General features: G+C 67.3%; 17 protein-coding genes, 2 tRNA genes and 1 riboswitch. Of the genes, 7 read left to right on the top strand and 12 right to left on the bottom strand.

Going from position 1 to position 23328, the window contains the following annotated elements; all coding sequences use genetic code 11:
* Nucleotides 1-254 precede the first annotated feature (254 nt).
* The 11 genes from MHY20_RS08940 to MHY20_RS08890 form a co-directional block, all read right to left on the bottom strand.
* Nucleotides 255-1391, bottom strand: a complete 1137-nt coding sequence (locus MHY20_RS08940; protein ID WP_239376280.1) for an ArdC-like ssDNA-binding domain-containing protein — start codon at nt 1389-1391, stop codon at nt 255-257.
* Nucleotides 1391-3211 carry a type IV secretory system conjugative DNA transfer family protein gene (locus MHY20_RS08935; RefSeq protein ID WP_239376279.1) on the bottom strand — a complete coding sequence of 607 codons (1821 nt, stop codon included), beginning with the start codon at nt 3209-3211 and terminating at the stop codon, nt 1391-1393. The genes MHY20_RS08940 and MHY20_RS08935 overlap by 1 nt, the downstream gene beginning before the upstream one ends.
* Nucleotides 3198-4400 carry an ATP-binding protein gene (locus tag MHY20_RS08930; RefSeq protein WP_239376278.1) on the bottom strand — a complete coding sequence of 401 codons (1203 nt, stop codon included), beginning with the start codon at nt 4398-4400 and terminating at the stop codon, nt 3198-3200. The genes MHY20_RS08935 and MHY20_RS08930 overlap by 14 nt, the downstream gene beginning before the upstream one ends.
* Before the next feature lie 317 nt (nt 4401-4717).
* Nucleotides 4718-6175 carry an SCO6880 family protein gene (locus tag MHY20_RS08925; RefSeq protein WP_343217747.1) on the bottom strand — a complete coding sequence of 486 codons (1458 nt, stop codon included), beginning with the start codon at nt 6173-6175 and terminating at the stop codon, nt 4718-4720.
* A gap of 32 nt (nt 6176-6207) precedes the next feature.
* Complete coding sequence (locus MHY20_RS08920; protein WP_239376276.1) at nt 6208-6510, bottom strand: hypothetical protein; 303 nt, start codon at nt 6508-6510, stop codon at nt 6208-6210.
* A 406-nt stretch (nt 6511-6916) separates the two neighbouring features.
* Nucleotides 6917-8680 (bottom strand): type IV secretion system protein, encoded by a 1764-nt coding sequence (locus tag MHY20_RS08915; RefSeq protein ID WP_239376275.1) that lies wholly within the window; start codon nt 8678-8680, stop codon nt 6917-6919.
* Nucleotides 8667-9419 carry a hypothetical protein gene (locus MHY20_RS08910; RefSeq protein WP_239376273.1) on the bottom strand — a complete coding sequence of 251 codons (753 nt, stop codon included), beginning with the start codon at nt 9417-9419 and terminating at the stop codon, nt 8667-8669. Before MHY20_RS08910 ends, MHY20_RS08915 begins: the two co-directional genes overlap by 14 nt.
* 63 nt (nt 9420-9482) lie before the next feature.
* Nucleotides 9483-10784, bottom strand: a complete 1302-nt coding sequence (locus MHY20_RS08905) for a helix-turn-helix domain-containing protein (protein ID WP_239376271.1) — start codon at nt 10782-10784, stop codon at nt 9483-9485.
* Nucleotides 10785-11399: 615 nt separating this feature from the next.
* The gene (locus MHY20_RS08900; protein WP_239376269.1) at nt 11400-12287 is read right to left on the bottom strand and encodes a hypothetical protein; all 888 of its coding nucleotides are present in this window, start codon (nt 12285-12287) and stop codon (nt 11400-11402) included.
* Between the two features lie 628 nt (nt 12288-12915).
* A tRNA-Lys gene (locus MHY20_RS08895) sits at nt 12916-12992 on the bottom strand.
* Between the two features lie 236 nt (nt 12993-13228).
* Entirely contained in the window at nt 13229-14323 is a 1095-nt protein-coding gene (locus tag MHY20_RS08890) for a putative sulfate exporter family transporter (RefSeq protein WP_239376267.1), read from the bottom strand.
* Between the two features lie 71 nt (nt 14324-14394).
* On the opposite strand from MHY20_RS08890, the gene MHY20_RS08885 reads away from it, so the two are divergent.
* The 3 genes from MHY20_RS08885 to MHY20_RS08875 all read left to right on the top strand — a co-directional run bounded on the left by MHY20_RS08885 (nt 14395) and on the right by MHY20_RS08875 (nt 18512).
* Entirely contained in the window at nt 14395-15306 is a 912-nt protein-coding gene (locus MHY20_RS08885; RefSeq protein ID WP_239376265.1) for a LysR family transcriptional regulator, read from the top strand.
* Nucleotides 15307-15436: 130 nt separating this feature from the next.
* Nucleotides 15437-17614 carry a glucose PTS transporter subunit IIA gene (locus tag MHY20_RS08880; protein WP_239376263.1) on the top strand — a complete coding sequence of 726 codons (2178 nt, stop codon included), beginning with the start codon at nt 15437-15439 and terminating at the stop codon, nt 17612-17614.
* Between the two features lie 43 nt (nt 17615-17657).
* Nucleotides 17658-18512: a PRD domain-containing protein gene (locus MHY20_RS08875; protein WP_239376261.1), complete on the top strand. Its 855-nt coding sequence runs from the start codon at nt 17658-17660 to the stop codon at nt 18510-18512.
* Between the two features lie 130 nt (nt 18513-18642).
* Here the strand turns inward: MHY20_RS08875 and MHY20_RS08870 are convergent.
* Nucleotides 18643-18716 (bottom strand) — tRNA-Lys (locus tag MHY20_RS08870).
* Nucleotides 18717-18918: 202 nt separating this feature from the next.
* On the opposite strand from MHY20_RS08870, the gene MHY20_RS08865 reads away from it, so the two are divergent.
* The 4 genes from MHY20_RS08865 to ribB all read left to right on the top strand — a co-directional run bounded on the left by MHY20_RS08865 (nt 18919) and on the right by ribB (nt 23275).
* The gene (locus tag MHY20_RS08865; protein WP_239376259.1) at nt 18919-19815 is read left to right on the top strand and encodes an NAD-dependent epimerase/dehydratase family protein; all 897 of its coding nucleotides are present in this window, start codon (nt 18919-18921) and stop codon (nt 19813-19815) included.
* A 28-nt stretch (nt 19816-19843) separates the two neighbouring features.
* A riboswitch (FMN riboswitch) is annotated at nt 19844-19990 on the top strand.
* Between the two features lie 59 nt (nt 19991-20049).
* A complete protein-coding gene (locus MHY20_RS08860) occupies nt 20050-21198 on the top strand; it encodes a dihydrofolate reductase family protein (protein ID WP_239376257.1) in 1149 nt (382 codons plus the stop codon).
* Nucleotides 21198-21953, top strand: a complete 756-nt coding sequence (locus tag MHY20_RS08855) for a riboflavin synthase (protein WP_239376255.1) — start codon at nt 21198-21200, stop codon at nt 21951-21953. The genes MHY20_RS08860 and MHY20_RS08855 overlap by 1 nt, the downstream gene beginning before the upstream one ends.
* On the top strand, nt 21950-23275 hold the full coding sequence (gene ribB, locus MHY20_RS08850; RefSeq protein ID WP_239376253.1) for a 3,4-dihydroxy-2-butanone-4-phosphate synthase: 1326 nt from the start codon (nt 21950-21952) through the stop codon (nt 23273-23275). Before MHY20_RS08855 ends, ribB begins: the two co-directional genes overlap by 4 nt.
* Nucleotides 23276-23328: the final 53 nt, after the last annotated feature.

Genomic DNA, 23328 nt, shown 5'->3' with positions numbered 1-23328 from the left:
GTCATGGTCCGCTCGACACAGCGCCACCAGGTCCGAGTGACGCTCACGTCCCATCCGCTCATAGCTCATGTGGTGCAGGTCGACCCACGGCCCCTGACAGACAGCACACCGGACACGTCCACCGGACCGGTTCTGTTCCTCTTCGATCCAGCGGGCGCGGCGCTCCCACCACAGCGGTGACTGCATGTACGCGCGGTAGCGGTGGCGATGCCGAGCGCGCTGCCGCCCGATTACCGCATGAGCCCGGACGCGCCTCACCGGCGTGCCTTCGCCCGAACCGCTGCACTGGGAGCAACCGGTTCTTCATCGCGAATCCGCGCGGGCGCTCGGGCCTCCATGCGCAGAGCATTCTTCACTCGCTGCTGTTCCGGTGAAGACGCTGCTTCCTGCTTCACATCATCCTTTGACGGCAGTGCCCCGGTCGCAATTACTGCCCCGGCAGGCAGCCGGTCGAGCGTTGCGTTCACCGCCGTTGCTACCCGGGTCACCACCTGTGCGCTCAGTTCTGCCGTCGTCTCCTGGTCCGCACCGGTGGTGCCCAGCACCCACCCTCCGGCGTAGGCAGTACTGGACTCAGTGGTGTCCAACCCGTGCAGCTTCGCCAGCACATGCGCGTAGGTTTCCGCTTCGAACTCGCGCTGCCCCCGAGGCAGTGCACGAGCCCCTTCAATCTTCGGGTGATGCATCTTCACATGACCAAGCTCATGAAGCGCGGTCGCCACCGTCTCTGCTTCACCGCGGGCACCGTTGATCGTCACTTCCTGATCCTTGTAGCGCGTGAGTCCTTCAGCACCGCTCGGCAACGGTCCGTCCGTGATGGTGAGGGAGAATCCCTCTCGCTCGATTTCAGCTCTCAGCGCGTCCATCAGACCATCGGGCACAACACCTTGGGTGTTGGGGCTCCACGTGGGCAGAGACGGCAGGTCAGGCCCCTCGGTCTGAGAGATATCGAAGACGCTGGCAGGCTTCACGCCCACCATCCTCTGTTCGACCTTCTCACCCGCGGCGGGCCGCTCTCGGTAAGTCAGCCGCCGCCACGATGACGGATCATCCGGAGTTGCCGACGCGAACCGCGCCGTGACCGGAGCCAGAATCTGGTAGCCCTTCTCACCGCGGCGCACCTGACGCCCCATCTCCTGAAACTGCTTGTACCCAGCTAGCAACGACGGCTCCTCCACCGACTCCCCGCGCTCCCTTCGGCCGAGATATTGCGAGTAGATCAGCGCCGCGTTGTTGGGGGAGCGGGAGCGGAACCGCGCTACGAAGCTGACCAGCGCGACCGCATCTTCGCCGGTCGCCAGGCTCTGCACACGGTCCGCCATGTCGTTCGACAGCTGCTCAACCTTCTGAGCGCGCTCCTGTAGATACTCCTCTCGTGATTGACGCGCCATCACTCATCACCACCACTCATCGTCGGGACGTCATCGGACACTCCGGTCAGCCGCTCAGCGGCTGCTTCTTGCTTCTGCTGACGAAGCCGCTTCACCTGCTTGTCATAGCGACGGAAGAACGGCTCAAAGCTCACGACGATCAGAGGTTTCGCCGCTTCAATCACGCAGCCCAGCCCTCGCCGCATGGTCTGAATCTGGTGCTTCTCCAGCACCTGCTCTTCTCGCTCCGAGTAGGAGCGCCCAACGCCCTCACCTCGTCGTGAGCTCGACACCGATTCCTGAACCACGGTTCGAGTACCCGCAGCTCGCGACATGGACGTCAGCACTGGGTCATCGTCTACACCACCCAGCACGATTCGCTGAGTAGCGGACTCCCACATAGCCTTCGCCGCGTCCTGGCCATAGCGCAGAGCTGCCTGTGCCAGTGACTGGAACCCAGCCGTCGTTTGGATACCCAGGCCGCCGCCTTCACTGATCATGCGGGGCAGCTCCGGCAGCCGACCAATGTTGCCGATCTCGTCAAGACTCATGTGTGCAGGCGGCTCCATCCGTCCGCCCGGCGCGCCGTTGGCCCGCCGTACCATCGCCCGCCAGACAGCATCCACGAGTGTCAGGATCAGCTGAGCTGCATTGCCGCCGTCCTGGCCCAGGATGTAGATGGTTCCGGCCTCACGCAGGAATGCGTCAATGTCCAACTGATCGCCACCAGGGCCAAACGTCCGACGGACGCCCCGCTCAACCAGTGCCATCCCCACGTTGGACACCGGAGCCCACATGTTCGCGCGTGTCTCCAGGTCGTCCATCTCCACCACGGACACCAACATGGAGGCCAAGTCCGCGGCCCCGCGCGTGTCCCGCAGAATCTCCACAGCATCCAGGGCGTTCTTAGGATCGAAGCACCAGCTCTGGAACTGTGCCATCGTCACGTCCCCATCGACGGCGGCAGCGTGAAGCAGGGGAGCCATGACCCGCTTCGTGGTGGCCTCCCAGAACCCCGCATTCTTGACACCCTCACCGCCGCTGGAAGCGAGCACACGCGCCCGCGCCAGCGCCTCACTCACGTCCTCGCAGCCAGACCACAAGCACCAGGACACTCCGCTCGGCAGACCAGCTTCTTCTCCTACACCCTCCGGGTCACAGACCATCATGGGACCACCTGTCTGCTCGCGCAGCTCCCATGTCATCCGCACGATCTCAGCCTTCGTCGATGTCGACAGCACAGCTCCAGGAGCCTGAGCGATTCGTGGGCCGATGATCGACTGCGATTTACCCACACGCGACGGAGCGATCAGCATCGTAGGAGTTTCAAACGTCGTGTAGGTCCTCACCCCCTGGCTCACGCCATCCCAGAACGCGAAATCGTCAACACGCGGCCGCCGCCCGGCCTCAAAATCCGGCCTGATCTGACGGTGCCGGTTCAGCACCTGTCGCGCGCCATACTGGCGCGCGACCTCAGATCGATCCGGAAGCCCTCGCTCCCGGCCGATCTCCCGGGCCGCCGCTGATCGCTGACGGGCCACGGTTCTCCACCCGACCCGCACCAGACCACCAAGCAGCACTAGCAGCACCGCAACCACGGTCCACACCAGCGCGGTAGGCCCCACGCCCAGCAGCTCGCCCGCGCGCCCCGGGCTCAGCACTGCCTGCACTGCCTGCCCCAGTCCGGCAGAGTACCGACGCCCCTGCACGACCGCCGCAACAAACCCAGCGGCCCACACCAGGGCCACCGGCGCGGCGACGATCCCGAGAACGAACGGGGCCACCACCTCGAAGCCACCAGCGCGCCGCCTCATCTCTCCACGAGTGTCACGCCGCGCCATGCTTCACCATCGCCTCATCCGTATCGAAAATCGCCGCCTCACGCGCAGTCCGCGTCACTTGCACCAGCGACTGCCGCCGCCCAATGCGCCACAGCGCCTGCCCCTTGCGCAGATCAGTCAGCAGACCCGCAGCCGTATCGGTCAGGTCCAACATCTCCTGAGCCGGCCCCACAGCACGCCCCGACTGCCTGAACGAGATCACCGTGGACGAATCAGACACCAGGTTGTGCGCAAGAGCCCGCGCAGCCTGCCCACCATCCCCAGCAGTCTCCAGGTCACCGAAGGAGTGGAACACCAGCACGTTGGAGATGCCCCAGCCACGCGCAATCTTCCAGTTGTGCTGCAACCGAGCGAGCAACGAGTGCTGAGTGAAAATCCGCCACCCCTCGTCGTACACCATGAACCGCCTCCGATGAGTGCCATCCTGAAGCGCTGACTCCATCCATGAGGACGTGCACGTCATCACCACATCCAGCAGCCGGTTTCCATCCAGGCGGGACACATCAATGGTCAGCATCGGCAGCGACGGATCAAACTGCACGGTGCTCTTGCCGTTGAGCACTCCTCCCAGCGCTCCCTGAGTCAGCTTCGCCAGCGCGTGACCAACCTCCTGTGAGTGGTCCCGCACCTCTGTCATGCGCGTGAACCCCTCAGGCACGCGATCACGTTCATCCTTCTGCGGATTGAACAGCTCATGGACCACATCACCCAGAACCGGCTCCTGAGCATCACGGCGCAGCACTTGAGTGAGGGCATACAGCAGAGCGCTGGACTCCATGGGAGTCAGCTCCCGCCCCTCCGGCATCAGCCGCTCCGTAATCGCCTCTAACAGCATGGCCCGACGGTTGCGAGTGGTCTCCTCCCAATCCTCCTCGCTGAACGACGCGGGGCGCTGGATCGGGGTGCCGAGCACATTGATCCGATCCGCACCACCGGGGCCGATCTCAAACGCTGCACCACCCACAGCACGGGCGGGCGCAGTCCACTCACCCTTCACATCAGCGGGACAGTACGCCCGATACCCAAACGCCGCTCCGCGCGTGGTCAGAGCTTTGTTCAACGTGGACTTGCCGGACCCCACTTTTCCAGAGCAGATGATGTTCGGGTCATCCAAGACACCCGCTTCATACGCACTGAACGGGTCGAAGCTGAACACCCCGCCGCCCAGCAGGTTTTGACCAATCACCATGCCCTGAGCACCGAGACCCGGGTCAGCCAGAAACGGGTACGTGAGCCCCAGAATGCCGGTATGTGCGCGGTGGGACTGAGCCTGGAACGACCGAGAGGTCCGCAGAGCCTTCGCCCCCTTTTCCCCGGCAGCAGGCAAATAGTCCTCAGACCTCCACGCAGCCCTTTCCTCGCGAGCAACCCGAGCTCGCTCAGCCGCCTTCGCCTTCTGATCCTCCGCAATCAGCTCACGCTCACGACGGCGCATCAGACGCCAGTCAGTCCGTGACAGCCGTCTGGCACTGGCTGTCACTACTCGACGCTTTGACTTCTCCATGATCACAGCCCCCGTCCGAACGGCAGCGCACCCGCGATGAACGCAGACGCTTGCTCCCCACCTAGAATCCGCAGCTCACACCCCGACTGAGCAGCCGCAGTGCGAGCCTGATCAGTCACTACGCGCAGCTCTTGAAGATCATCAGCGGAGACGGTCACCAGCCCCGCGAACCGCATAGCGCCGTGCCCCTCCTCCAGCGCTGTTTCTTCCGTTTCCAATGCCTGACGCTCACGCTGGCGCTCCTTCGTGTCGATAGCACCAGACTTTCGCTCCCACATGCGCGATGTTTCCGCCGCCGTCGAGGCAGCACGCGCGGTGTTAATGGCGCGCCGCGTCGGGATCGGCTCATACACCATCGTGAAGGTGTGGCGAATCTGCGCGATCACCAGCCGCTGGAGGAACCCCGCGGTCGCCTGCTTCCGAGGCCACTCCACGACCCACAGCACCCGCTGATAACCCGACTCTGTGCGGAAGTAGGTGAAAGCCTCATCGACGGCGAGCGGTCCGGCACCAGCCAGTGACCGCCCGACCTCAGGGTGAGCCTCCAGCTCAGCGAGCGAAGCCGGGTCATACGCGGTACGCGCCAGCACGGCAATATCTCCCGAAGAGCACCACCCGTCGAAGGTGACCTGAGCATCACCAAGCCGCGACCGCAGGTGCTGCATCCGCTCGCGCAGCACCTCAGCGCCGCCCGTGACCCCGCCACCAGCGGCGCGCACACTCCCTGCCACTCCACGCGCCGTCATCTTGAGCCGAATCGATACCCACGCCTCATGGCGCACCGACCGCACACGCGAAGCCGTTAGGTACTCGCCATACAGCTCATGCGCAGCAGGCGACACATCCGGCGTCCCCTCGGCCGCAAAGTGCGACCGCACCTCCTCACCCGAATCCGAGATGGCACGCAGCAACACCTGCACCCGATCTACACCCGATCCGGCATCCTCGCAGAACGCCGCCAGCACGCTCCCGTAGGCAGACGCGACGGAATCCTGTCGCTCACTCTCAGCCAGCACGAACGAATCCGCCGCGCTCACCTTTGCGACCGCAGTCAGCGTTCGATTCGTCGGATCATGCACCAGACCGGCACCACTGAGAGCATCACTGAGCACCCGCAGCCGAGCTGCATCACCAGGAAGCCCTAGCGCTCCCGCGGGCCGCGGAGCCAACGGACGGGCACGGTACATCCGCTGCCCCGTGACGCCCCTCATCACCCACCTACCGAGGTAGGGCACCCAGCTCACCAGCGGGCGACCCGTCCACCACGTCGGAGCCACCCCGAGCAGAACCATCACAGGGACAGCCATCCCAGCGCGCCCCAGCCACAAACCGGCAACGGTGCAGACGAGAGCAGCCCCCAACAGGCCGAGCTGCACACCGGTGATGCCCGCAATCACTCCACGCTGAGAGCGCCGAGGAAACCGAGCCGTCAGCCGCCGCTGAACAGGTTCCGCAGACATGAAGTCCTCCTCAGGTCAGTAGTCAGGGTGAGTCAGGAGAAGATCGACGGAGCCTGATTCGCGAAGAACGTGATCAGCGCGTTTGACCCCGCGCACAGAATCGCCACCAGGCCCGACACCGCCACGACCTTCACACCAATCGCAGCCACGCCCGGCCGGTTCGACAGCGACGCACCGCCCCAGACGATGACCCCGGCGATGAGCACAATCACCGCGGCAATCAGGCCGATATTCATGATGGTTCCGGCAACGTCCGTCAGAAACGTCTTGACGCCGCTGGGCAGCGCGTCCCACGTTGGGGAAACGCCGGGATCGAAGTTCTCTGCAATGACCATGGTTCGCGTCCTCTCACGTCGTGGTCCGGCCCTGCACCGGAGCACCTGACCCCACAAGCGCCGTGAGCACGACAACGGGGCCGCCACTGGAAATCCAGTAACGGCCCCGGTCTCAATCTGCCCGGATCAGCTAATCCACAACGTGAACGCTCGATCGCCCAGCCACGCTACGAACAAGCTCAAACCGGCCGCGACGACCGCAGAGCACGCAGCTCCCACCACCGCGAACCACCCGGACTGACTCATCTGCGGGCGGCTCGAAACCGTGCCAATTCCCGCCATCACCGCGCCGAGGACGACCCCCACCACTGCCAAGATGAGAGCGGCATTCGCCGCGGTGCCCGCGATGGACTCTAGTAGGTCGCGAGACCCCGCCGGAAGAGCGTCACCACGGGGAACCAGAGGATCAGTCATGCTTCGCCCCTCCATCCTGAGCGGTGCTTTCCTCGCTCACCGCTACCGACGTAGGCAGGACCGAGCCATTCCCGGCCGTGGAATCCTCTACCGCCAGTGATGGTTCATCCGCCATCATCGAGTCATCATGCGGAACCACGGCATCCGATCCAGACGATGCCGCAGCGTCAGAGGCAGTTGAGTAGTCAGGGTCTTGGTCCGAAGTAGCGGCTGCTGAGTGCCCGGAGCCGTCAGGAGATTTTTCCGAAGAACTGGAGCCGTCACCCGCGGGCGCACCCGCGCTCGTGCCCTCGTCGACGCCTTCCCGGACCTGAGACTGAGTTTCCTTCGCTGTCTCCTGCACCGCGCCCACAGCGGCCTTACCCGCCTCAACAGCGCCCACAGCCGCCAAGCCTACGCCGGTACCAGCGGCGGCCGCCCCACCGGCCGCGACCTCACCACCAGCAGCCTGACCGGCAGCACCGGCCCCTGAACCGCCAACAGTCCCGGACACGCCAGCTTCACCGCCTCCACCGGTCCCGCTGGACACGGTGCCACCGTCACCATCACGCAGCGCCGACCGCGCTCGACTTGCAGCGGACTGAGACACATCGACCGCCGATGACGGGACGCGACTAAGGCGCGACTGAGCGGCCTGTCCGGCCTGGCTAATCGCCGCCACAGACGCCTCACCCATCCATCCGAAGAAGGCGAAGCACGCGACCGGCATGAACGCGGCAATGACCAGCATCATGATGCCCGAGAGCATCGTGGCCAGGTCCGGCAGCACAAACGATCCTCCCTCAACGCCAGGCTCGATGATTGCGAGAACTCCCAGTCCCATCACAACCGCGATAGCAAGCTTCGTGAACAGCAACGCCACCAGCCACCCGGTCCACGTGGACGCCCACCGTCGAGTCGGTCCCCATGAGAGACCGGCTAGACAGATGGGCCCGACCACGATGACGACATACAGCAGCGCGTTACGGGTCACCAGGGCGAGTCCGATGATCACGCACGACATCAGCACAAGCAGCGCGGAGATGATCGCGATGATCGCCGTCACGAGCATTCCGGCCGCGGGTACCTCCCACCCCTTCACCGGCCCACTTACATCTTGCCCCGCGGAGAGATTTCCAATGACGGTCCCCACGGAGACCACAGCGCCCATGATCCGGTCCACGAAGGAGTCCACGTCCGTCAACGTGGCATTCAGCAACCCCGTGGCCACGCTATCGAGCGCACGAACTCCCAGATGGGTCAGGGGCAACAGCGCCAGTGTCCCGATCAGTGAACCGGCGGCCCCGAACGCTGCACCCCGAGCTCCGGCGAGGCTCCGTGCTCGAAACGACTCCACGCAGATTCGGAGCATGGCGAACAGGATGATCAGTGGCAGCGCGATGAAGAAGATGCGCCCGCCCATGTCGTAGATGAACTGCCCGTCCACCTGAGGTTCAGTCGTGTGGATCAGCAGGTTCATGATGAGACGGAAGAAGTACTGAGTCCCATCGACGATCGATTGCGCGAGGTCCCACAGCGCTTCTTGAAACTTCGACTCCGCGGCAGCCGTTGCTCGGTCGGTGACGGCTTGAGTTGGCCCCTTCTCCAGCACCTCGCTCGCAAGCTGCACATTGTCATTAGCCGAGATTTTCGCCGCCGTCTTCGCCGTCTCAACTGCCCCGCACGCGACAGGGTCAGCTGACAACAGGCAGTCTTTGATCCCCGTAGATTGCGCCGAATCGGGCGCAGCCGGAAGCAGCACGTCAGCCATTGCCATTGGACTTCACCTTCCCCGTCATCTCCACCGACAGCACAGTGCACGTTCTTGCGCCCTTCTCACACGACAGCACCACGACCCACTCCACCGGTCCTTCGTCCCACTGCCGACGCGACCCATCCTTCGCCGTCGCCTGCCGCTGAAGATTGCCCTGCACGGTCACCACCGTGGTCTCCTGACCCTCCAGCCACTTCGCCAGTTTCTTTTGCTCCTCACTAGACGGCTCCTCGCCACCAAAGAAGCGCTCCTGGACGTAGCCATCATCGCTGGCGACCTTGGTCCGGGTCGGCTCAAACTCATCAGCCACACCAAGCTTTTGACGCTCCTCCCACGGCTCCCACGACAGCGCCAACATCGTCGTCGCATCAGCCCACTGCGCCTGAGGAATACCTGGCGCATCACTAGGGGAGACCTCAGCCAACACCCGCGCGTAGTCATCCTGCTCAAACCGCTCGGCGTCCGTGGACCCCAGCATCCGCGTCACATTGGCAGCCATCTCCGCCGGGTCATCGGTCTGCGGCAGAGGAACCAGCGAGGTCACGTCAGAGGTCTGTGGGTCACTCCCCTTCTTCGTCGGAACCGGCCCCGCTGACGGTGTGGCCGAGGGCCGCACATCCACCCGCTCCTCCGCAGGCACCGTGCTGTTCCGGCCCAGCACAGACAGCCCCACGATAGCCACGATCATCACCAGGACCACCACCGCCGGGATGATGACCCGCTTCTGCTTCAACCTCCACATGACACGCTCCTTGCCGCATCGGCACGCTGACTCATGTCCCCACAAGCCCGCGCGCCACGACAGCTACGCCACCGCCCACCGATCAGGTGGCCCCGCCTCCAACACATGCACCCACCACGCCTGTGTCTCCTGACCACGCGCGCCGGACAGCCACGCCCGCCACAGAGCTCGCTCATAACGATGCCGACGAATCACCTCAGCCACCACCGCGACAGCCCCTACACGCTCAGCAACCACATCCAGCCGGTCCGGTCGGGCAACCAGCCGTCCTCGCTCGATCTCAACCAGGCCCCAGGACCGCATCATGCCGACCACCTCGTGCGCGGTCGAACGCGAGATACCCGACCGACGCGACGCCTCCAGCACCGACGACGCCCCACGCTCAATCGCCTCGAACACCAGCGCCGCAGCAGCACCCAGCTCCACGAACACGGGCCGCAGCGCATGAACCTTTCCAGCAGGCAGCTCCACACGCTCAGCCAACGCTCGATGCCGCTCAGGGATACGCAGCTCGTACACATCCGCCTCGACGCCCTCAGCCGCCTTCACCTGCACAATCCACGGGTCCGCCGACTCCCTCAGAGCCTCCAGAAGCCGAGCCACCGTGGACGCATCAACCGGCATCGACACCGACAACGACCGCACCCCAAACGACACATGACGCGAGCCAACCTGATGAGCAGCCGCCGCAAGCGCCCGCAACAGCAAACGCACATGCACCCCCCGGGCACCAGCAAACTCCGACCGCTCCACCTCAGCCAGCACCGCACGCCAACGCCGAATGAACCGATGCTCATCAATCTCAATTTCACGCGCTGAACGACCAGTGCCTGCCCCCCTCGTGACATTGAACGCCGCGCTTGTGTTGCACTGACGGACAGACGTCGGCCGCGGCGTAGCAGCCACAATTTTTTGAGCCTTCACCAGCTCCTTTCCGAGGCGGGAATGCCTGTCGCCACTGACGTTGTGGAACATCGCCGCCAGACCCGGCCACCGACCGTCCTCCATCCGCGCAACGATCCCGCCGAAGTCCAACCCGGCGCGCGCGGCCGCGCAGATCACCGCCATCCGGCCCTCGGATGCAGAGCGGTACCCCGCTTCTTCGAAAGCCCCCGACTGAGCCAGGCGCGCCATTCGCTCAGACAGCACCCGCTGCCCTCCCAGAGGCAGCGCATCGACACTGTCCACCGCATCCACCGGAGCAGGCGCCGCCAGGGCCATCTGGTCTCGCCGAATCTGGGCAATCTCCTCGCTCAGAACGCGCCTCAGCGCCCCGAGCACGTCTGAGCCGTTTCGCACCAGCAGGACGCGGCGCGCAGTATCAAGGTCCGTCACCAGCTCCTGGAAACCGCCGCGCTTGTGCACCGAGCCAGGCGGCCGGATGCAGCCCGACTCAGCCCCGGTCACGTGGGGCTGTGCATCCACCCCAGGGAAACGACGCGCAACAGCGCGAGCCAGCTCAGCGGCGTCCACCGCGCTGAGCCCATCCCGCAGAGGCAGATAGACGTGATGGCGCCCGGCAGGGGAGCGGTCCACAATGACCGACCCACCGCACCGCTGGAGCAGTGCAACCAGACGGTGAGTGAGCGCCGCGCCCTCAGACCCCTCCACATCGACGTCAAGAGCCAGCGTCCGGCAGAAGCCGTGCGAGTTGTAGAGGAGAACCGCCGCAGGCTCCCGCGGAACATCAGCCGTCAGATCAACTTCGCGCGTCCGCGGGTACTCCCACCGACCACGACGGCCGTTGAACCGCGCCACACGAACCCGCGACCGACCCGCCAGCCCCGCGGCCAGCGACCACGCCAATGCTTGCGCCTCACTCACTCCCGGCCGTACCATGAGAGCGACCTCCTTGTTTGTGTTTTGAGGACAACTAGGTCAGTGGAGATCGAGGAAGGCCGCCAAACCTTTTGATCCTCATCTCCCGCAGCTTCAAGAGCGCCGCGCCGACTCGGGCCGGCGCTCTTCTGCTGCACAGGTTCACGCGACACGACGCAGCACCGCCCGCCCCGCACGCTCACTCGTCTCGAACAGAGCAGGCTGCACACCCACCGAGCGCCCCAAGCCACTCGGCCGAGCGGCCACAATCCGGGCCTGACGCTCATGCCACGAGGACACCTTCACAGCGCGACCAGCGCGCCGCGCATGCGCGCACTCACTCAGGAGGGACCACTCAGGATGGCGCTCAGTACCGAACAGCAGCCCCGCCATCGCGGCCGCACGCTCACGAGACAGCCCAACCTCACGCAGGTGCTCACCGGCCTCCAGGAATCGACGCAGCCGCCGACGGGTCACAGACGCCGTAGCGCCCACACCTCGCTCACCATCCACAGCAGTGTCAGCCGCCACCTCCACGCAGCGCGCCACAACAGCAGCGCGCACCCGAAACCGCTGAATCAGCACCGCGGCGAACTCACGCACCACGGCCGCCGACTCCGGTGACCCCTCACCCCGCGCAGGTGCCCACGCGGACGCCATCGACACCGACTCCAGCGCCGGGCCATCATCTGCGGTCAGTTCACTGAACCGTTGCACACGCTGAACCCCCGCGCCGACCTGGCGTGATCCCACGCCCATCGTCTCCGCAAGAGCCGCGCGGTCCACATTGAGACTGACACTCTTAATCACGAACCCCAACGGTGCATCCATCTCCAGAATCCGAGCCGCCGAAGCCGCCAGACCGCCGCGACCCGAGATCACCAAAACCGCCTCAGCAGCGCAATCTCCCGCGCCCTCAGTGGTCGCACTCTTAGGCTCCAGCACCCGCGTCAGAAAGTGCGCCAGCGCTTCGCCAGCAGGAGATGACCAACCCGCAGGGTCAGCGGCAGCAGCTATCAGAAGCTGCCGAAACTCCTGCTCGTCACTCATCGCGGACATCACTGATCCCCTCAGCTCTTGCCATCGCGAGCTCTGTCCTGCTCAGCCCGCTGCACCCACCGGCGCAACATCTGACCGCGGACCTGAACCTCGCCATCGGTCTCCCGCACCAGGCGCTGAGCAACGTCATCCCACGGCGCCGGAGTCACCGACCGCCGCTGATCCATCGCCCACTCCCACAGACCCCCATGACCAGCTTCACGAAGGAGGACGTCTGCAAGTCTCGCCTGTGTACTCATGCGGACCACAGTAGTACTAAAAAGAGTACGAGCGCAACCATTAGAGGGGCTGTTGTAGAAGCCGGAGGTCTCTGGCGCTACCTTTGGGGTATGGGTAGTGCAGTTGAGGAATATTGGCCAACCACCGATGACAAGATCTCGGCAGCGGTGAAAGCGCTCATGGCGGCGCGCAGGGTTCGCACGGAGGAGCTGGCGCGGCACATCGGTGTCAGTCGGAATCCGATGTTTGCAAAGCTTCGTGGGGACTCGTCGTGGAAGGCATCCGAGGTTGAAGCGGCTGCTCGCTACTTCCAGGTCTCGGTAGGTGACCTGTTTGAGGGCATGGGCCTGCTCGGTGACACGACGAAGCCCCGCCGGGTTTCCGACGGGGCTTCTCGTGGTGGTGCGCCATCAGGGATTCGAACCCCGGACCCACTGATTAAGAGTCAGTTGCTCTAACCAACTGAGCTAATGGCGCTTCGCTGCTCACAGCAGGTGACCGCTGAGGCAACAGGTCATCGCCGAAGCGACGGAGACCACCCTATCGCCCTCGCGGCCCCGGCGCCACTCGGAACCGGGGCCACAGGCAGGTAGGTCGAACATCACACCCGGCGGCTTCGTCGGCGATGAGGTGACAAGTGACGGCGAAGCAGACGCTGGGCGGCACTGACCAGATCACCGCGTGTGATGCTCGAGATCATGGGGCGGCGGCGCTCAGGCGAGCAGTGCCGCGCCGAGGCCGCCCACCACCGTCACCGCGACAGTGGAGCCGAGGGCGAGGATCACCGGGCGCAGGCCCAGGCGGCGGAACATGCTGAGCTTGACGCCGGCGCCGAGGCCGAACATCGCGGCACCCAGCAGCAGGGTCTGCACGAGGCTCGCCGCATCCAGCAGGCCCTGCGGCATCGGCAGGATCGACCGCAGGATCACAGCCACGATGAACAGGGCCACGAACATCGGCATCACCGGCGGCATGGTGGTCGCGGACGCGTCGGCCCCGCGCTGGCGCAGGCGGCGGCGCTCCACGATCGCAATGCCGGCCATCACCGGGGCGAGCATGAGCACACGCGCCAGCTTCACGATCACGGCCGCTCCGAGGGCGGCACCGCCGAGGGCGCCGCCGATGGCGACGACCTGCGCCACCTCGTGCACGGAGGCGCCGGCCCACATCGCGGTCTGGTCGGTGGTGAAGCCGATCGCGGAGGCCATCAGCGGCAGCAGCGGGATCATGATCGTGCCGAACACGACCACCAGCGCCACTGCGGAGACCACTTCCTCCTCCTTCTTGTCCTGGATGACGCCGTCGGCGCCCGCCACAGCAGCAGCGCCGCAGATGGAGAAGCCGCAGCCGATCAGAAGGGAATGCGGACGGCTGAGCCCCAGCATGGATCCCATGGCGAGAGAGGAGGCGAGGCCGATGACGACCACCGCCACCACGAGGAGCAGAACGCCCCACCCGAGGGCGAGGATGTCGCCGATGGCCAGCTGCAGGCCGAGCACCACGATGCCGGCTCGCAGCAGGTGCTTCGCACTGAACGCGATCCCGGGTTCGACCAGGTCGGGCACGCGGATCGTGTTGCGCATCAGCATGCCGAGGACGATGGCGATCATCAGTGCGCTGATCGGGCCCGTCACGGTCGAGATCGCGAACGCGAGAGCGATGCCGGCGGCGCACAGGGCAATGCCCGGGATGAGCCCGCCGATGCCGCGGGGCGGGCCCGGATCCGGTGCCGGTGCGGTGGCCGGCGCCTGGGTGGCGGCGGGGGCTGGAGCGGTCAGGGTCTGGGGGGTCGATGCGTGTCGGGACATGGGGACAAGTCTTCGCCGCTCGCGTCGCTTCCGGTAGGCATGCTCCCCGCACGGGGGCATATCATCGGCGTATGCTTCCGGATCTGCCCGACCTGCGCACCGCCCAGCTCCTCGCCGCCGTGCGCGAACTCGGCTCCATCGGGGCCGCTGCCCGCCATGTCGGCATCGCCCAGCCCAACGCGTCGCGCACCATCAGCGCCCTGGAGAGCTCCCTCGGCGCGCAGCTGCTCACGCGCCATCCCCGCGGCGCTCGCCTCACCCCAGCGGGAGAGCGCGCCGCCGAGACCGCCCGCCGGCTCCTCGACGCCGCCCGCGACCACGCCCGCACCCTCGAGGACATCGCCGCCGCCCCCACCGGCAGCCTCGCCATCGCCGCCTCCAACACCGTGGCTGACCACATGATCCCGCGCTGGCTCGCCGCATTCCGGCCCGCCCATCCCGGCATCACCGTGTCCGTCGTGGTCCGCAACTCCAGCCGGGTGTTCGACGACGTCCAGCGCGGCAGCGCCGACCTCGGCTTCGTGGAGACCCCGTCGGTCCACCCGCGCCTGTCCACTGAGGACATCACCCGCGACCGCCTCGCCATCGTGGTGCCGCCCAGCCACCCATGGGCGCAGCGCACCGAGATCACCCGTGAGGACATCCTCGCCGAAGGCCTCGTCACCCGCGAGGACGGCTCCGGCACCAAACTCACCCTCCAGCAGGCATTGGGGGAGGAGGCCGTGCTGCAGTCCATCGTGGAACTCGGCTCCAACGCGGCCGTCCGCTCCGCCGTCCTCGCCGGCGGCGGCCCCGCTGTCCTGTCCGAACTGGTGGTGCTCGAGGACCTGCAGTGCGGCACCCTCGTGGAAGTCGAGGCCGATTTCATCAGCGGCGACGAACTGGACCGCACCATCCGCGCCGTCTGGCGCGGCAGCAGCCCGTCGGCCCCCGCCCAGGCGTTCCTGCGCTCGGTGACCAACGTCCCTGCGCCGGGCATCTGAGCCCCTGCTATAGTCAGCGCAGGATTGTTACTCCTCCGAGGCAAGACCTGAGACAGCACCACTGTGCCCGTCTCGGGTCTTTTCGCATTTAACGCGGTGCCTCGCCACACGTCGGAAGGAAGGGACATCGATGTCCACGAAGCAGACGCGCTCACCAGCAGCGCAGATCGTCGAGGGCGTGGGCGGCCCCGACAACATCATCAGCCTCACCCACTGCGCCACCCGCCTGCGGTTTCAGCTGAAGGACGCAGCCCAGGCTGACGCGTCCGTGCTCGACACGGTCCCCGGCGTGATGGGCACCGTCCCACAGGCAGGCGACCGGTACCAGGTGGTGATCGGCGGCGCCGTCGGCGGCATGTACAACGACATCATCAGTCTGCCCGAGACCCGCTTCCTCGGCGACTCCTCCTCCGCACGCCCCAAGACCGACGCCGAGGTGAAGGCCGAGGCCCGCGCCGGCGGCCCCCGCGGCCGCTTCGGCTGGCTCGACAGCTTCTTCGAATACCTCTCCGACTCCTTCCGCCCCCTGCTGGGCGTGCTGCTCGGCGCTTCCCTCATCATCGCGTTCACCGCCGTGCTCGACGCCCTCGGGGTTGTCGACTTCCGCGCCGATGACAAGTCCGCCACCTGGGTGTTCGTCGATGCGATGTGGCGCAGCGTGTTCTACTTCCTGCCCGTGATGGTGGCGTACAACGCCGCCCGCAAACTCAACATCGACCCGTGGGTGGGCGCCGCCGTCATGGCCGCCGTCATGACCCCCGAATACATCCTCCTGAAGAGCACCGAACGGTTCGCCGACACGATCTGCACCACCAACGCCACGCTCGGCACCGAGTCCTGCGTGGCGAACATCGCCGGGATCCCGCTGCAGCTGCAGGACTACGGCGGCCAGGTCTTCGTGCCGCTGATGATGGTGCCGCTGCTGTTCCTGGTGTACCGCCTGTTCCAGAGGATCATCCCGAGCTCCGTGCACATGGTGTTCGTGCCGTTCTTCAGCTTCATCATCATGATCCCGGTGACCGCGTTCCTCATCGGCCCGCTCGGCATCTGGCTCGGCTCCGGCCTCGGCACCGGTCTGGCATGGCTGAACGGCAACGCCCCGATCGTGTTCGCCATCCTCATCCCGCTGCTCTACCCGTTCCTGGTGCCGCTGGGCCTGCACTGGCCGCTGAACGCCCTCATGCTGCAGAACATCAACACCCTCGGCTACGACTTCATCCAGGGCCCCATGGGCGCATGGAACTTCGCCTGCTTCGGCGCCACCGCCGGCGTCCTCATCCTCTCCATCCGTCACCGCGACCGCGTGATGCGGCAGACCTCCACGGGTGCGCTCGCGGCCGGTCTGTTCGGCGGCATCTCCGAGCCGTCCCTGTACGGCATCCACCTGCGGTTCAAGCGGATCTACCCGCGCATGCTCGTGGGCTGCCTTGTGGGCGGTCTGATCGTGGGCCTGCCGGGCGGTGTCAACGCCTCCACCTTCGTGTTCACCTCCCTGCTGACCATCCCGGTGTTCTCGCCCGCGCTCGTGTACATCATCGCGATCGCCGCGGCGTTCTTCACCGCGATGCTGCTGATCGTGTTCACCGACTACATGACGCCGGAGCAGCGCGCTGCGGCGATCGCTGAGCGCGACGCCGCTGAAGCCGCAGAGCGCGGCGATGTCCCGACGGCGGATGAGCGTGAGCTCGTCGGTGCCGGCGCGCCCCTCCCAGCCGGTGCCGCCGGCGCTGGTGCGGCCGCTGCGGCCGGCTCCCACGCCGCCGGTTCGGAACCTTCGGCGGAGGGCTCCGTCGGCGCCCAGACTGCCGGTGGTTCTGCTGCCAGCGGACGGGCCGACGGGCCCACGGAGACGATCGGCGCCCCGCTCGACGGCGCGGTCCTGTCCCTGGATGACGTGGATGACGCCGTGTTCTCCTCGCGCGCCCTCGGTGAGGGCGTCGGCATCGAACCCGATGCGCACGCCGGGTCCGTGCAGGTGACCGCGCCCGTCGGCGGTGAGCTGATGACAGTGGCCTCCACCGGTCACGCCTACGGCATCCGCACCGCCGACGGCGTCGAGGTGCTCGTCCACATCGGCATCGACACCGTGCACATGGGCGGTGACGGCTTCGACGTCCGCGTGGCGCAGGGCGAGTCCGTGCACGCCGGGGATGTGCTCGCCGTGGTGGACTTCGACGCGGTCCGCCGCGCCGGCCACCCCGCCACCACCCTGATGACCGTCACCAACACCGCGTCGCTCGGTTCGGTGGAGCCCGTCGTCAGCTCCGCCGCCCGCGCCGGTGACGCGGTGATCCGCGTGGCGAAGTAGAGTGTCGGGAGTCTGACACATCCATGATCAGCGGGAGGGTGCGATGAAGGTTCTGCGCGTGCTGAACAACAACATCGTGCTCTCCCGCGATCCGTCGGGGCGCGCCGTGATCCTCACCGGCTCTGGGCTCGGCTTCCGGGCCCGCCCCGGCGATGCGGTTGACCCCGCGAAGATTTCCCAGACGTTCGTGCCGGCCGACGGACGCGACCCCGACCATCTCGCGCAGCTGCTCGCCGAGCTGCATCCCGGTATCGCCCGGGCCGTCCTGAACGCACTGCGGCAGGTCGATGAGAAGCTCGCCCAGTCCGTCACCCTCGTGGTCGCGATCGCGGACCACATCGCGGGCGTCGCTGCTCGCCGCGCCTCCGGTGACGACGAACCGGCCTACCCGCTGGAGCCGGAAGTGCGGGCCCTCTACCCGCAGGAGCTCGACCGGGCTCGGACGATCCTGCGGCTCGTCAACGACCAGGTGGATGACCCACTGGGGGAGGCGGAGGAGACGGCGATCGCGCTGCACCTGGTGAACGCGAGCTTCGCGCATCAGGGGGACCTCGCCTTCACCTACCGGATGACGGGCGTGATCCAGCAGATGCTCGCCGTGATCGAAAGCCGCTTCGGTGTGGAGCTGGAGCAGTCCACGGTGAACACAGCCCGCTTCATCACGCACGTGCGGTACCTGTTCGCCCGCATCCAGCAGGGCAAACAGCTGGAGGAGGTGTCCTCCGTGATCGGTCAGTCGATCCGCGACGCCTATCCCGAGGCGGTGCGCGTGGCGGAGCAGCTCGCGTCGATCGTGAGCCTCCGCTTCGGCGAGAGCCTGACAGCGGACGAGGTGTCGTATCTGGCTCTGCACGTCGCCCGCATCACCACATCCGACGAGGCAGTGCAGCGCGCCTGACCGGGGCGGTTCTCCGGGGTCGACGGGGCCCCGCGCTTTTCGTCCTCGCAGCGACCGTACCAATGCGAGTGGGCGGGGCGGGTATGCAGAAGGCCCCGCCGGTGATCCGACGGGGCCTTCCCATGCAGTGTGCGCCATCAGGGATTCGAACCCCGGACCCACTGATTAAGAGTCAGTTGCTCTAACCAACTGAGCTAATGGCGCCTGTCCCGCTGTGCGGTACTCGAAAGACACTACACGCCCTGATGGTCCATGGGGAAGCCGAGCGGGTGTTCGTGAGACGCATCGAACATCGCGGCACCCGTCGGCCCGTCGTTCGGGACGGATGGGCCCCAGGTGCAGGTGACCGGCTCGCATAGACTGGTCTCCACCCCCCCGCTCACCACGACGAACCGAGGAGACTCCTGTGAGGATCGCAGTCACCGGCGCCACCGGCGTGCTCGGCCAGGAAGCAGTCGAAGCTCTGGTTGCGGAGGGCCACGAGGTCACCGGTGTGACCCGCCGGGAGCGCGGCATCCCCATCATCGAAGGACGCGGCGCCCGCCCCGTCGTCGCCGACGTCTTCAGCGCCTCCGACCTCGCCCGCGCATTCCGCGGGCACGACGTCGTCATCAACACTCTCGCGAAGATCCCCGTCGGCATGACCGCGCTGCGACCCCTCGCGTGGCGTGAGGACGACCGTCTCCATCAGGAGGCGTCCGTGGCGATCGCTCAGGCCGCCGCTGATGCCGGCTGCTCGAAGCTGATCCAGGAGTCCTCCCTGTTCATGTACCCCGACAACGGCGATGACTGGATCGGTGAGGACCAGGCGCTGAACGTCCGCAGCTCCGCGTTCAGAGCCCGCGTCACCGAGATGCGCGCCGCGGTCGACTTCGCCAACCGAGGCCGTTCCGCGGTGATCCTGCGGCTCGGCCAGCTGTACGGTCGCGACCCCGCCACCACGGACACCCTGCGCAAGGTGCGCGATGGGGCCCCGGTGCTGCTGGGGAAGCCGTCGGACTACATCACCCTGCTGCACCACCAGGACGCCGGCCGCGCCTTCACCGCGGCCCTGAAGGCCCGCTCCGGGTTCTACAACGTGGGCGGGGAGCCGATCCGCCGTGAGCGCTGGGCGAAGGACCTCGGCCGCGAAGCGAAGGCGGACAAACCCGCCCGGTTCTTCAACGACATCGCGCAGCTCGCGCTCAGCCCCCGCCTCGAGGTGCAGCGGCGCTCCCTGCGGGTGTCGTCCCTGCGGTTCTTCAATGAGACCGGCTGGACGCCCACGATCGGGCCGTCCACTCTCGGCTGGTCGCGCATGTGATCCGGAATGCGCTCGGTTACACTGGACGCACTTGTTCCGGGAATCGGTGGAATTCCGAACTGGCGGTGACAGCCCGCTAACCGGCTCCACGGCCCGCACCCGCGGGACCGCTGAGCTGGCCTGACCGGTGGAATTCCGGTGCCGACAGTCACAGTCTGGATGGGAGGAACACAACTGGCGCGCGCCCTCATGGCGAGCGTCCGTCTCCCGCGCCCGGTGTCGTGAAAGGAACCGATGAGCGGGAAACTCCTCTCATCCCTTCCAGGCACCGAGCTGGCCGCGGCGTTCTCGCGCGCGATCAGACTCGCCCAGAAGGGACCACGCAGCGCCAACCCCCGAGTGGGCGCCCTCCTGATTCTGCCCAGCGGCGACACCGTGGAGGGCTGGCACCGCGGCGCCGGCACGCCCCACGCCGAAGCCGACGCCCTCGACCGCGCCCGCGCCGCCGGCCACGATCCCCGCGGCGGGATCATGATCGTCACGCTGGAGCCGTGCGCCCACAGCGGCCGCACCCCCTCGTGCGCCCGGGGCCTGATCGACGCCGGCGTCACCGCCTGCCTGTTCGCCCACGCCGACCCCACCGAACGGGCCGGCGGGGGAGCGGACCTGCTGCGGGCCGACGGCATCACCGCCCTCACCTGGGTCGACGCCGTCGCTCACACCGACCACGGCCGCACCCCCGGCGACGCGGCTGCGGCGCATTCGCTGACCGCGGATGCGCAGCGGCTCAACGACCGGTGGATGCGTGCCCAGTTCGAACGGCGGCCCTTCGTCACTGCGAAGATCGCGCAGACCCTCGACGGCTTCACCGCCGCTCCCGACGGCACCAGCCAGTGGATCACCTCCCACGAAGCGCGCGCCGCCGGGCACCGACTGCGCGCGCATGTCGATGCGATCGCCGTCGGCACCGGCACCCTCATCGCGGACGACCCGCGCCTGAGTGCCCGCACCCCCGCAGGCGACGCTGCGCACCAGCCGCTGCGCGTCGTGATCGGGCAGCGCCCGGTGCCTGAGGGGTCCGCCGTCATCGGAGCCGACGGGCGCTTCGTCCACCTCGCCACCCGCGACCTGCCGGCTGCGCTCACGCAGCTGCGCCGAGAGCACGGCGTGGAGCATCTCCTGATCGACGGCGGCCCCACCCTCATCGGGGCGGCACTCGCCGCGGACCTCATCGATGACCTGTGGGTCCATATCGAGCCGACGCTCCTCGGCGCAGGCCGGCCCAGTGTTCTTGGCCTGACCCCGTCGACCCTCACCGACCGCCTGGACTTCGACGCTGATGCGCCCGAAATCCACGGCACCACCGTCACCATCCACGCCCGGCCCCGCCCTGCAGCGCCGCAGGCCGATACCGCGGGCACCCCCGACCGGAAGGACGCCTGATGTTCACTGGAATCGTTGAAGCGAAGGGACGGATCGTCGAGATCCGCGACCTCGGCGGCTCCCTCACCCGCCTCACCGTGTCGGCACCCGCGGACCTCATCGCGGATCTGCAGCACGGTGCCTCGCTCGCCGTCAGCGGGGTCTGCCTCACCGCCCTGGCCGAGCCCGCTCCCGAGCACGCACCCGGAGAGTCCGCTGCCACCACCGACGCCGCGGACCCGGGCCCTGCCGCCACAGCGCTGTTCACTGCCGACGTCATGGGGGAGACCCTCGCCCTCACCACGCTCGGCGGTGCGAGAGTCGGTGACGAGGTCAACCTGGAGCGCTGCACCCGCGCCGGCGACCGGCTCGACGGGCACATCGTGCAGGGCCACGTCGATGCGGTCGGGATGGTCGTGGACCGCCGCGACGAGGGGCAGTGGCGCCGTCTGCGGGTGCAGATCCCGTCGGCCCTCGCCGGACAGATCGCCCAGAAGGGTTCGATCGCGTTGGACGGCGTCTCCCTCACCATCACTGAGGTGTCCGTGCCGGGCGCTGCGGAGCCCTTCGCGGAGGTCGCGCTGATCCCCGAGACGCTGCGCGCCACCACCTTGGGGCGCGCATCCGTCGGCACGAGGGTGAACGTGGAGACCGACGCGATCGCGAAGTACACCCAGCGCCTCCTCGCCGTCGCCGCTGCGCGGCCCGCCCCAGCATCCGCGTGCGACCGCTCCACCGCTGCACCCGCCGACGCCCCGAAGGAGGCCCGCGCATGACGCTCCGACTCACGCCCCTGCCCGATGCCCTCGACCAGCTGCGCGCCGGCCGACCCGTCGTTGTGCTCGACGACGAGGACCGCGAGAACGAAGGCGACCTCATCCTCGCCGCCGAACTCGCCACCGAGGAGCAGATCGGCTTCATGGTCCGCCACACCTCCGGCTACCTCTGCGCCCCCATCACCCCGGGCCGTGCACGCCGACTCGGCCTGCCGCTGATGGTGCCGAACTCCGAGGACCCGAAGCTCACCGCCTACACCCTCACCGTGGACGCCCGCCACGGCACCACCACCGGCATCAGCGCGCACGACCGCGCCCTCACCGCCCGCACCCTCGTCACCGGGGAGGCTTCCGACCTCATCCGGCCCGGTCATCTCGTTCCGCTGATCGCTCGTCCCGGCGGTCTGCGCGAACGCCCCGGCCACACCGAAGCCGCCACCGACCTCGCCCGCCTCGCAGGGCTCCGGCCAGCCGGGGTGATCGGCGAGATCGTCCACGACGACGGCTCCATGATGCGCGCGCCCGCCCTCGCCGCGTTCGCCGCCGAGCACGGCCTTGCGATCATCACGATCGAGCAGATCCTCGCCAGCGGCCTGCTGGAGGAGCTCGATGGGCACGCCGCATCCGTCGGCCGGCCGCAGAGCGCCGACGGCGCCGACGACCCCGACGGTGCCGCCGACGGTCGCGGCGAGGGAGCTGACGACTGCTCTGACGGCATCGCCGCCAGCGACCCCATCGACCTGCCCACCCCGCACGGCACGTTCACCGCCCGCGCCTGGCAGACGGAGCGCGGCGAGCACCTCACCCTCACCGCCGACGGCCCCGACCGCATCAGCGCCCCCGGGGCCGACGGAAGCCCCAGCGCCACAGTCCGCCTCCACTCCGAATGCCTCACCGGGGATGTGTTCGGCTCCCACCGCTGCGACTGCGGCGAACAGCTCGACGCCGCCCTCACCGCGATCGCCCGCGACGGCGGCACCCTGCTGTATCTGCGCGGACACGAAGGTCGCGGCATCGGCCTGTTCAACAAGCTGCGAGCCTACGCCCTCCAGGACCGGGGCGCGGACACCGTGGACGCCAACCGCGACCTCGGCCTGCCCGTGGACGCGCGGCTCTACACCGACGCCGCCGGCATCCTCCGCCGCCTCGGCCTCACCGAGGTCGACCTCATCACCAACAACCCGGTGAAGGCGGCGGCGCTGGAGGCCGACGGAATCCGCGTCCGCTCGATCCGCAGCGCCGAAGTGCCGGCGCGCGAGCAGAACGCCCGATACCTCGCCACCAAGCGCGACCGCATGCACCACCTGCTCACCGCGCTCTGAACCCCAGCCCACCCACCACCCTGCACCAGAAGGAGAACCCCATGGCCGGACAC

The organism is Helcobacillus sp. ACRRO, assembly GCF_022347125.1.
Lineage (GTDB): Bacteria > Actinomycetota > Actinomycetes > Actinomycetales > Dermabacteraceae > Helcobacillus > Helcobacillus massiliensis.
Note: the sequence above shows the minus strand (reverse complement) of the source record. Positions and strands in the feature narration are given on the sequence as shown.

What these genes read in the sequence shown, in the direction of transcription:
- MHY20_RS08925 (WP_343217747.1), bottom strand. Translation starts at nt 6,175, where the DNA reads ATGTCTGCGGAACCTGTTCAGCGGCGGCTGACGGCTCGGTTTCCTCGG.
- MHY20_RS08855 (WP_239376255.1), top strand. Translation starts at nt 21,198, where the DNA reads ATGTTCACTGGAATCGTTGAAGCGAAGGGACGGATCGTCGAGATCCGC.
- ribB (WP_239376253.1), top strand. Translation starts at nt 21,950, where the DNA reads ATGACGCTCCGACTCACGCCCCTGCCCGATGCCCTCGACCAGCTGCGC.
- MHY20_RS08890 (WP_239376267.1), bottom strand. Translation starts at nt 14,323, where the DNA reads ATGTCCCGACACGCATCGACCCCCCAGACCCTGACCGCTCCAGCCCCC.
- MHY20_RS08915 (WP_239376275.1), bottom strand. Translation starts at nt 8,680, where the DNA reads ATGGCAATGGCTGACGTGCTGCTTCCGGCTGCGCCCGATTCGGCGCAA.
- MHY20_RS08940 (WP_239376280.1), bottom strand. Translation starts at nt 1,391, where the DNA reads ATGGCGCGTCAATCACGAGAGGAGTATCTACAGGAGCGCGCTCAGAAG.
- MHY20_RS08880 (WP_239376263.1), top strand. Translation starts at nt 15,437, where the DNA reads ATGTCCACGAAGCAGACGCGCTCACCAGCAGCGCAGATCGTCGAGGGC.
- MHY20_RS08900 (WP_239376269.1), bottom strand. Translation starts at nt 12,287, where the DNA reads ATGAGTGACGAGCAGGAGTTTCGGCAGCTTCTGATAGCTGCTGCCGCT.
- MHY20_RS08885 (WP_239376265.1), top strand. Translation starts at nt 14,395, where the DNA reads ATGCTTCCGGATCTGCCCGACCTGCGCACCGCCCAGCTCCTCGCCGCC.
- MHY20_RS08935 (WP_239376279.1), bottom strand. Translation starts at nt 3,211, where the DNA reads ATGGCGCGGCGTGACACTCGTGGAGAGATGAGGCGGCGCGCTGGTGGC.
- MHY20_RS08930 (WP_239376278.1), bottom strand. Translation starts at nt 4,400, where the DNA reads ATGGTGATTGGTCAAAACCTGCTGGGCGGCGGGGTGTTCAGCTTCGAC.
- MHY20_RS08860 (WP_239376257.1), top strand. Translation starts at nt 20,050, where the DNA reads ATGAGCGGGAAACTCCTCTCATCCCTTCCAGGCACCGAGCTGGCCGCG.
- MHY20_RS08920 (WP_239376276.1), bottom strand. Translation starts at nt 6,510, where the DNA reads ATGGTCATTGCAGAGAACTTCGATCCCGGCGTTTCCCCAACGTGGGAC.
- MHY20_RS08910 (WP_239376273.1), bottom strand. Translation starts at nt 9,419, where the DNA reads ATGTGGAGGTTGAAGCAGAAGCGGGTCATCATCCCGGCGGTGGTGGTC.
- MHY20_RS08875 (WP_239376261.1), top strand. Translation starts at nt 17,658, where the DNA reads ATGAAGGTTCTGCGCGTGCTGAACAACAACATCGTGCTCTCCCGCGAT.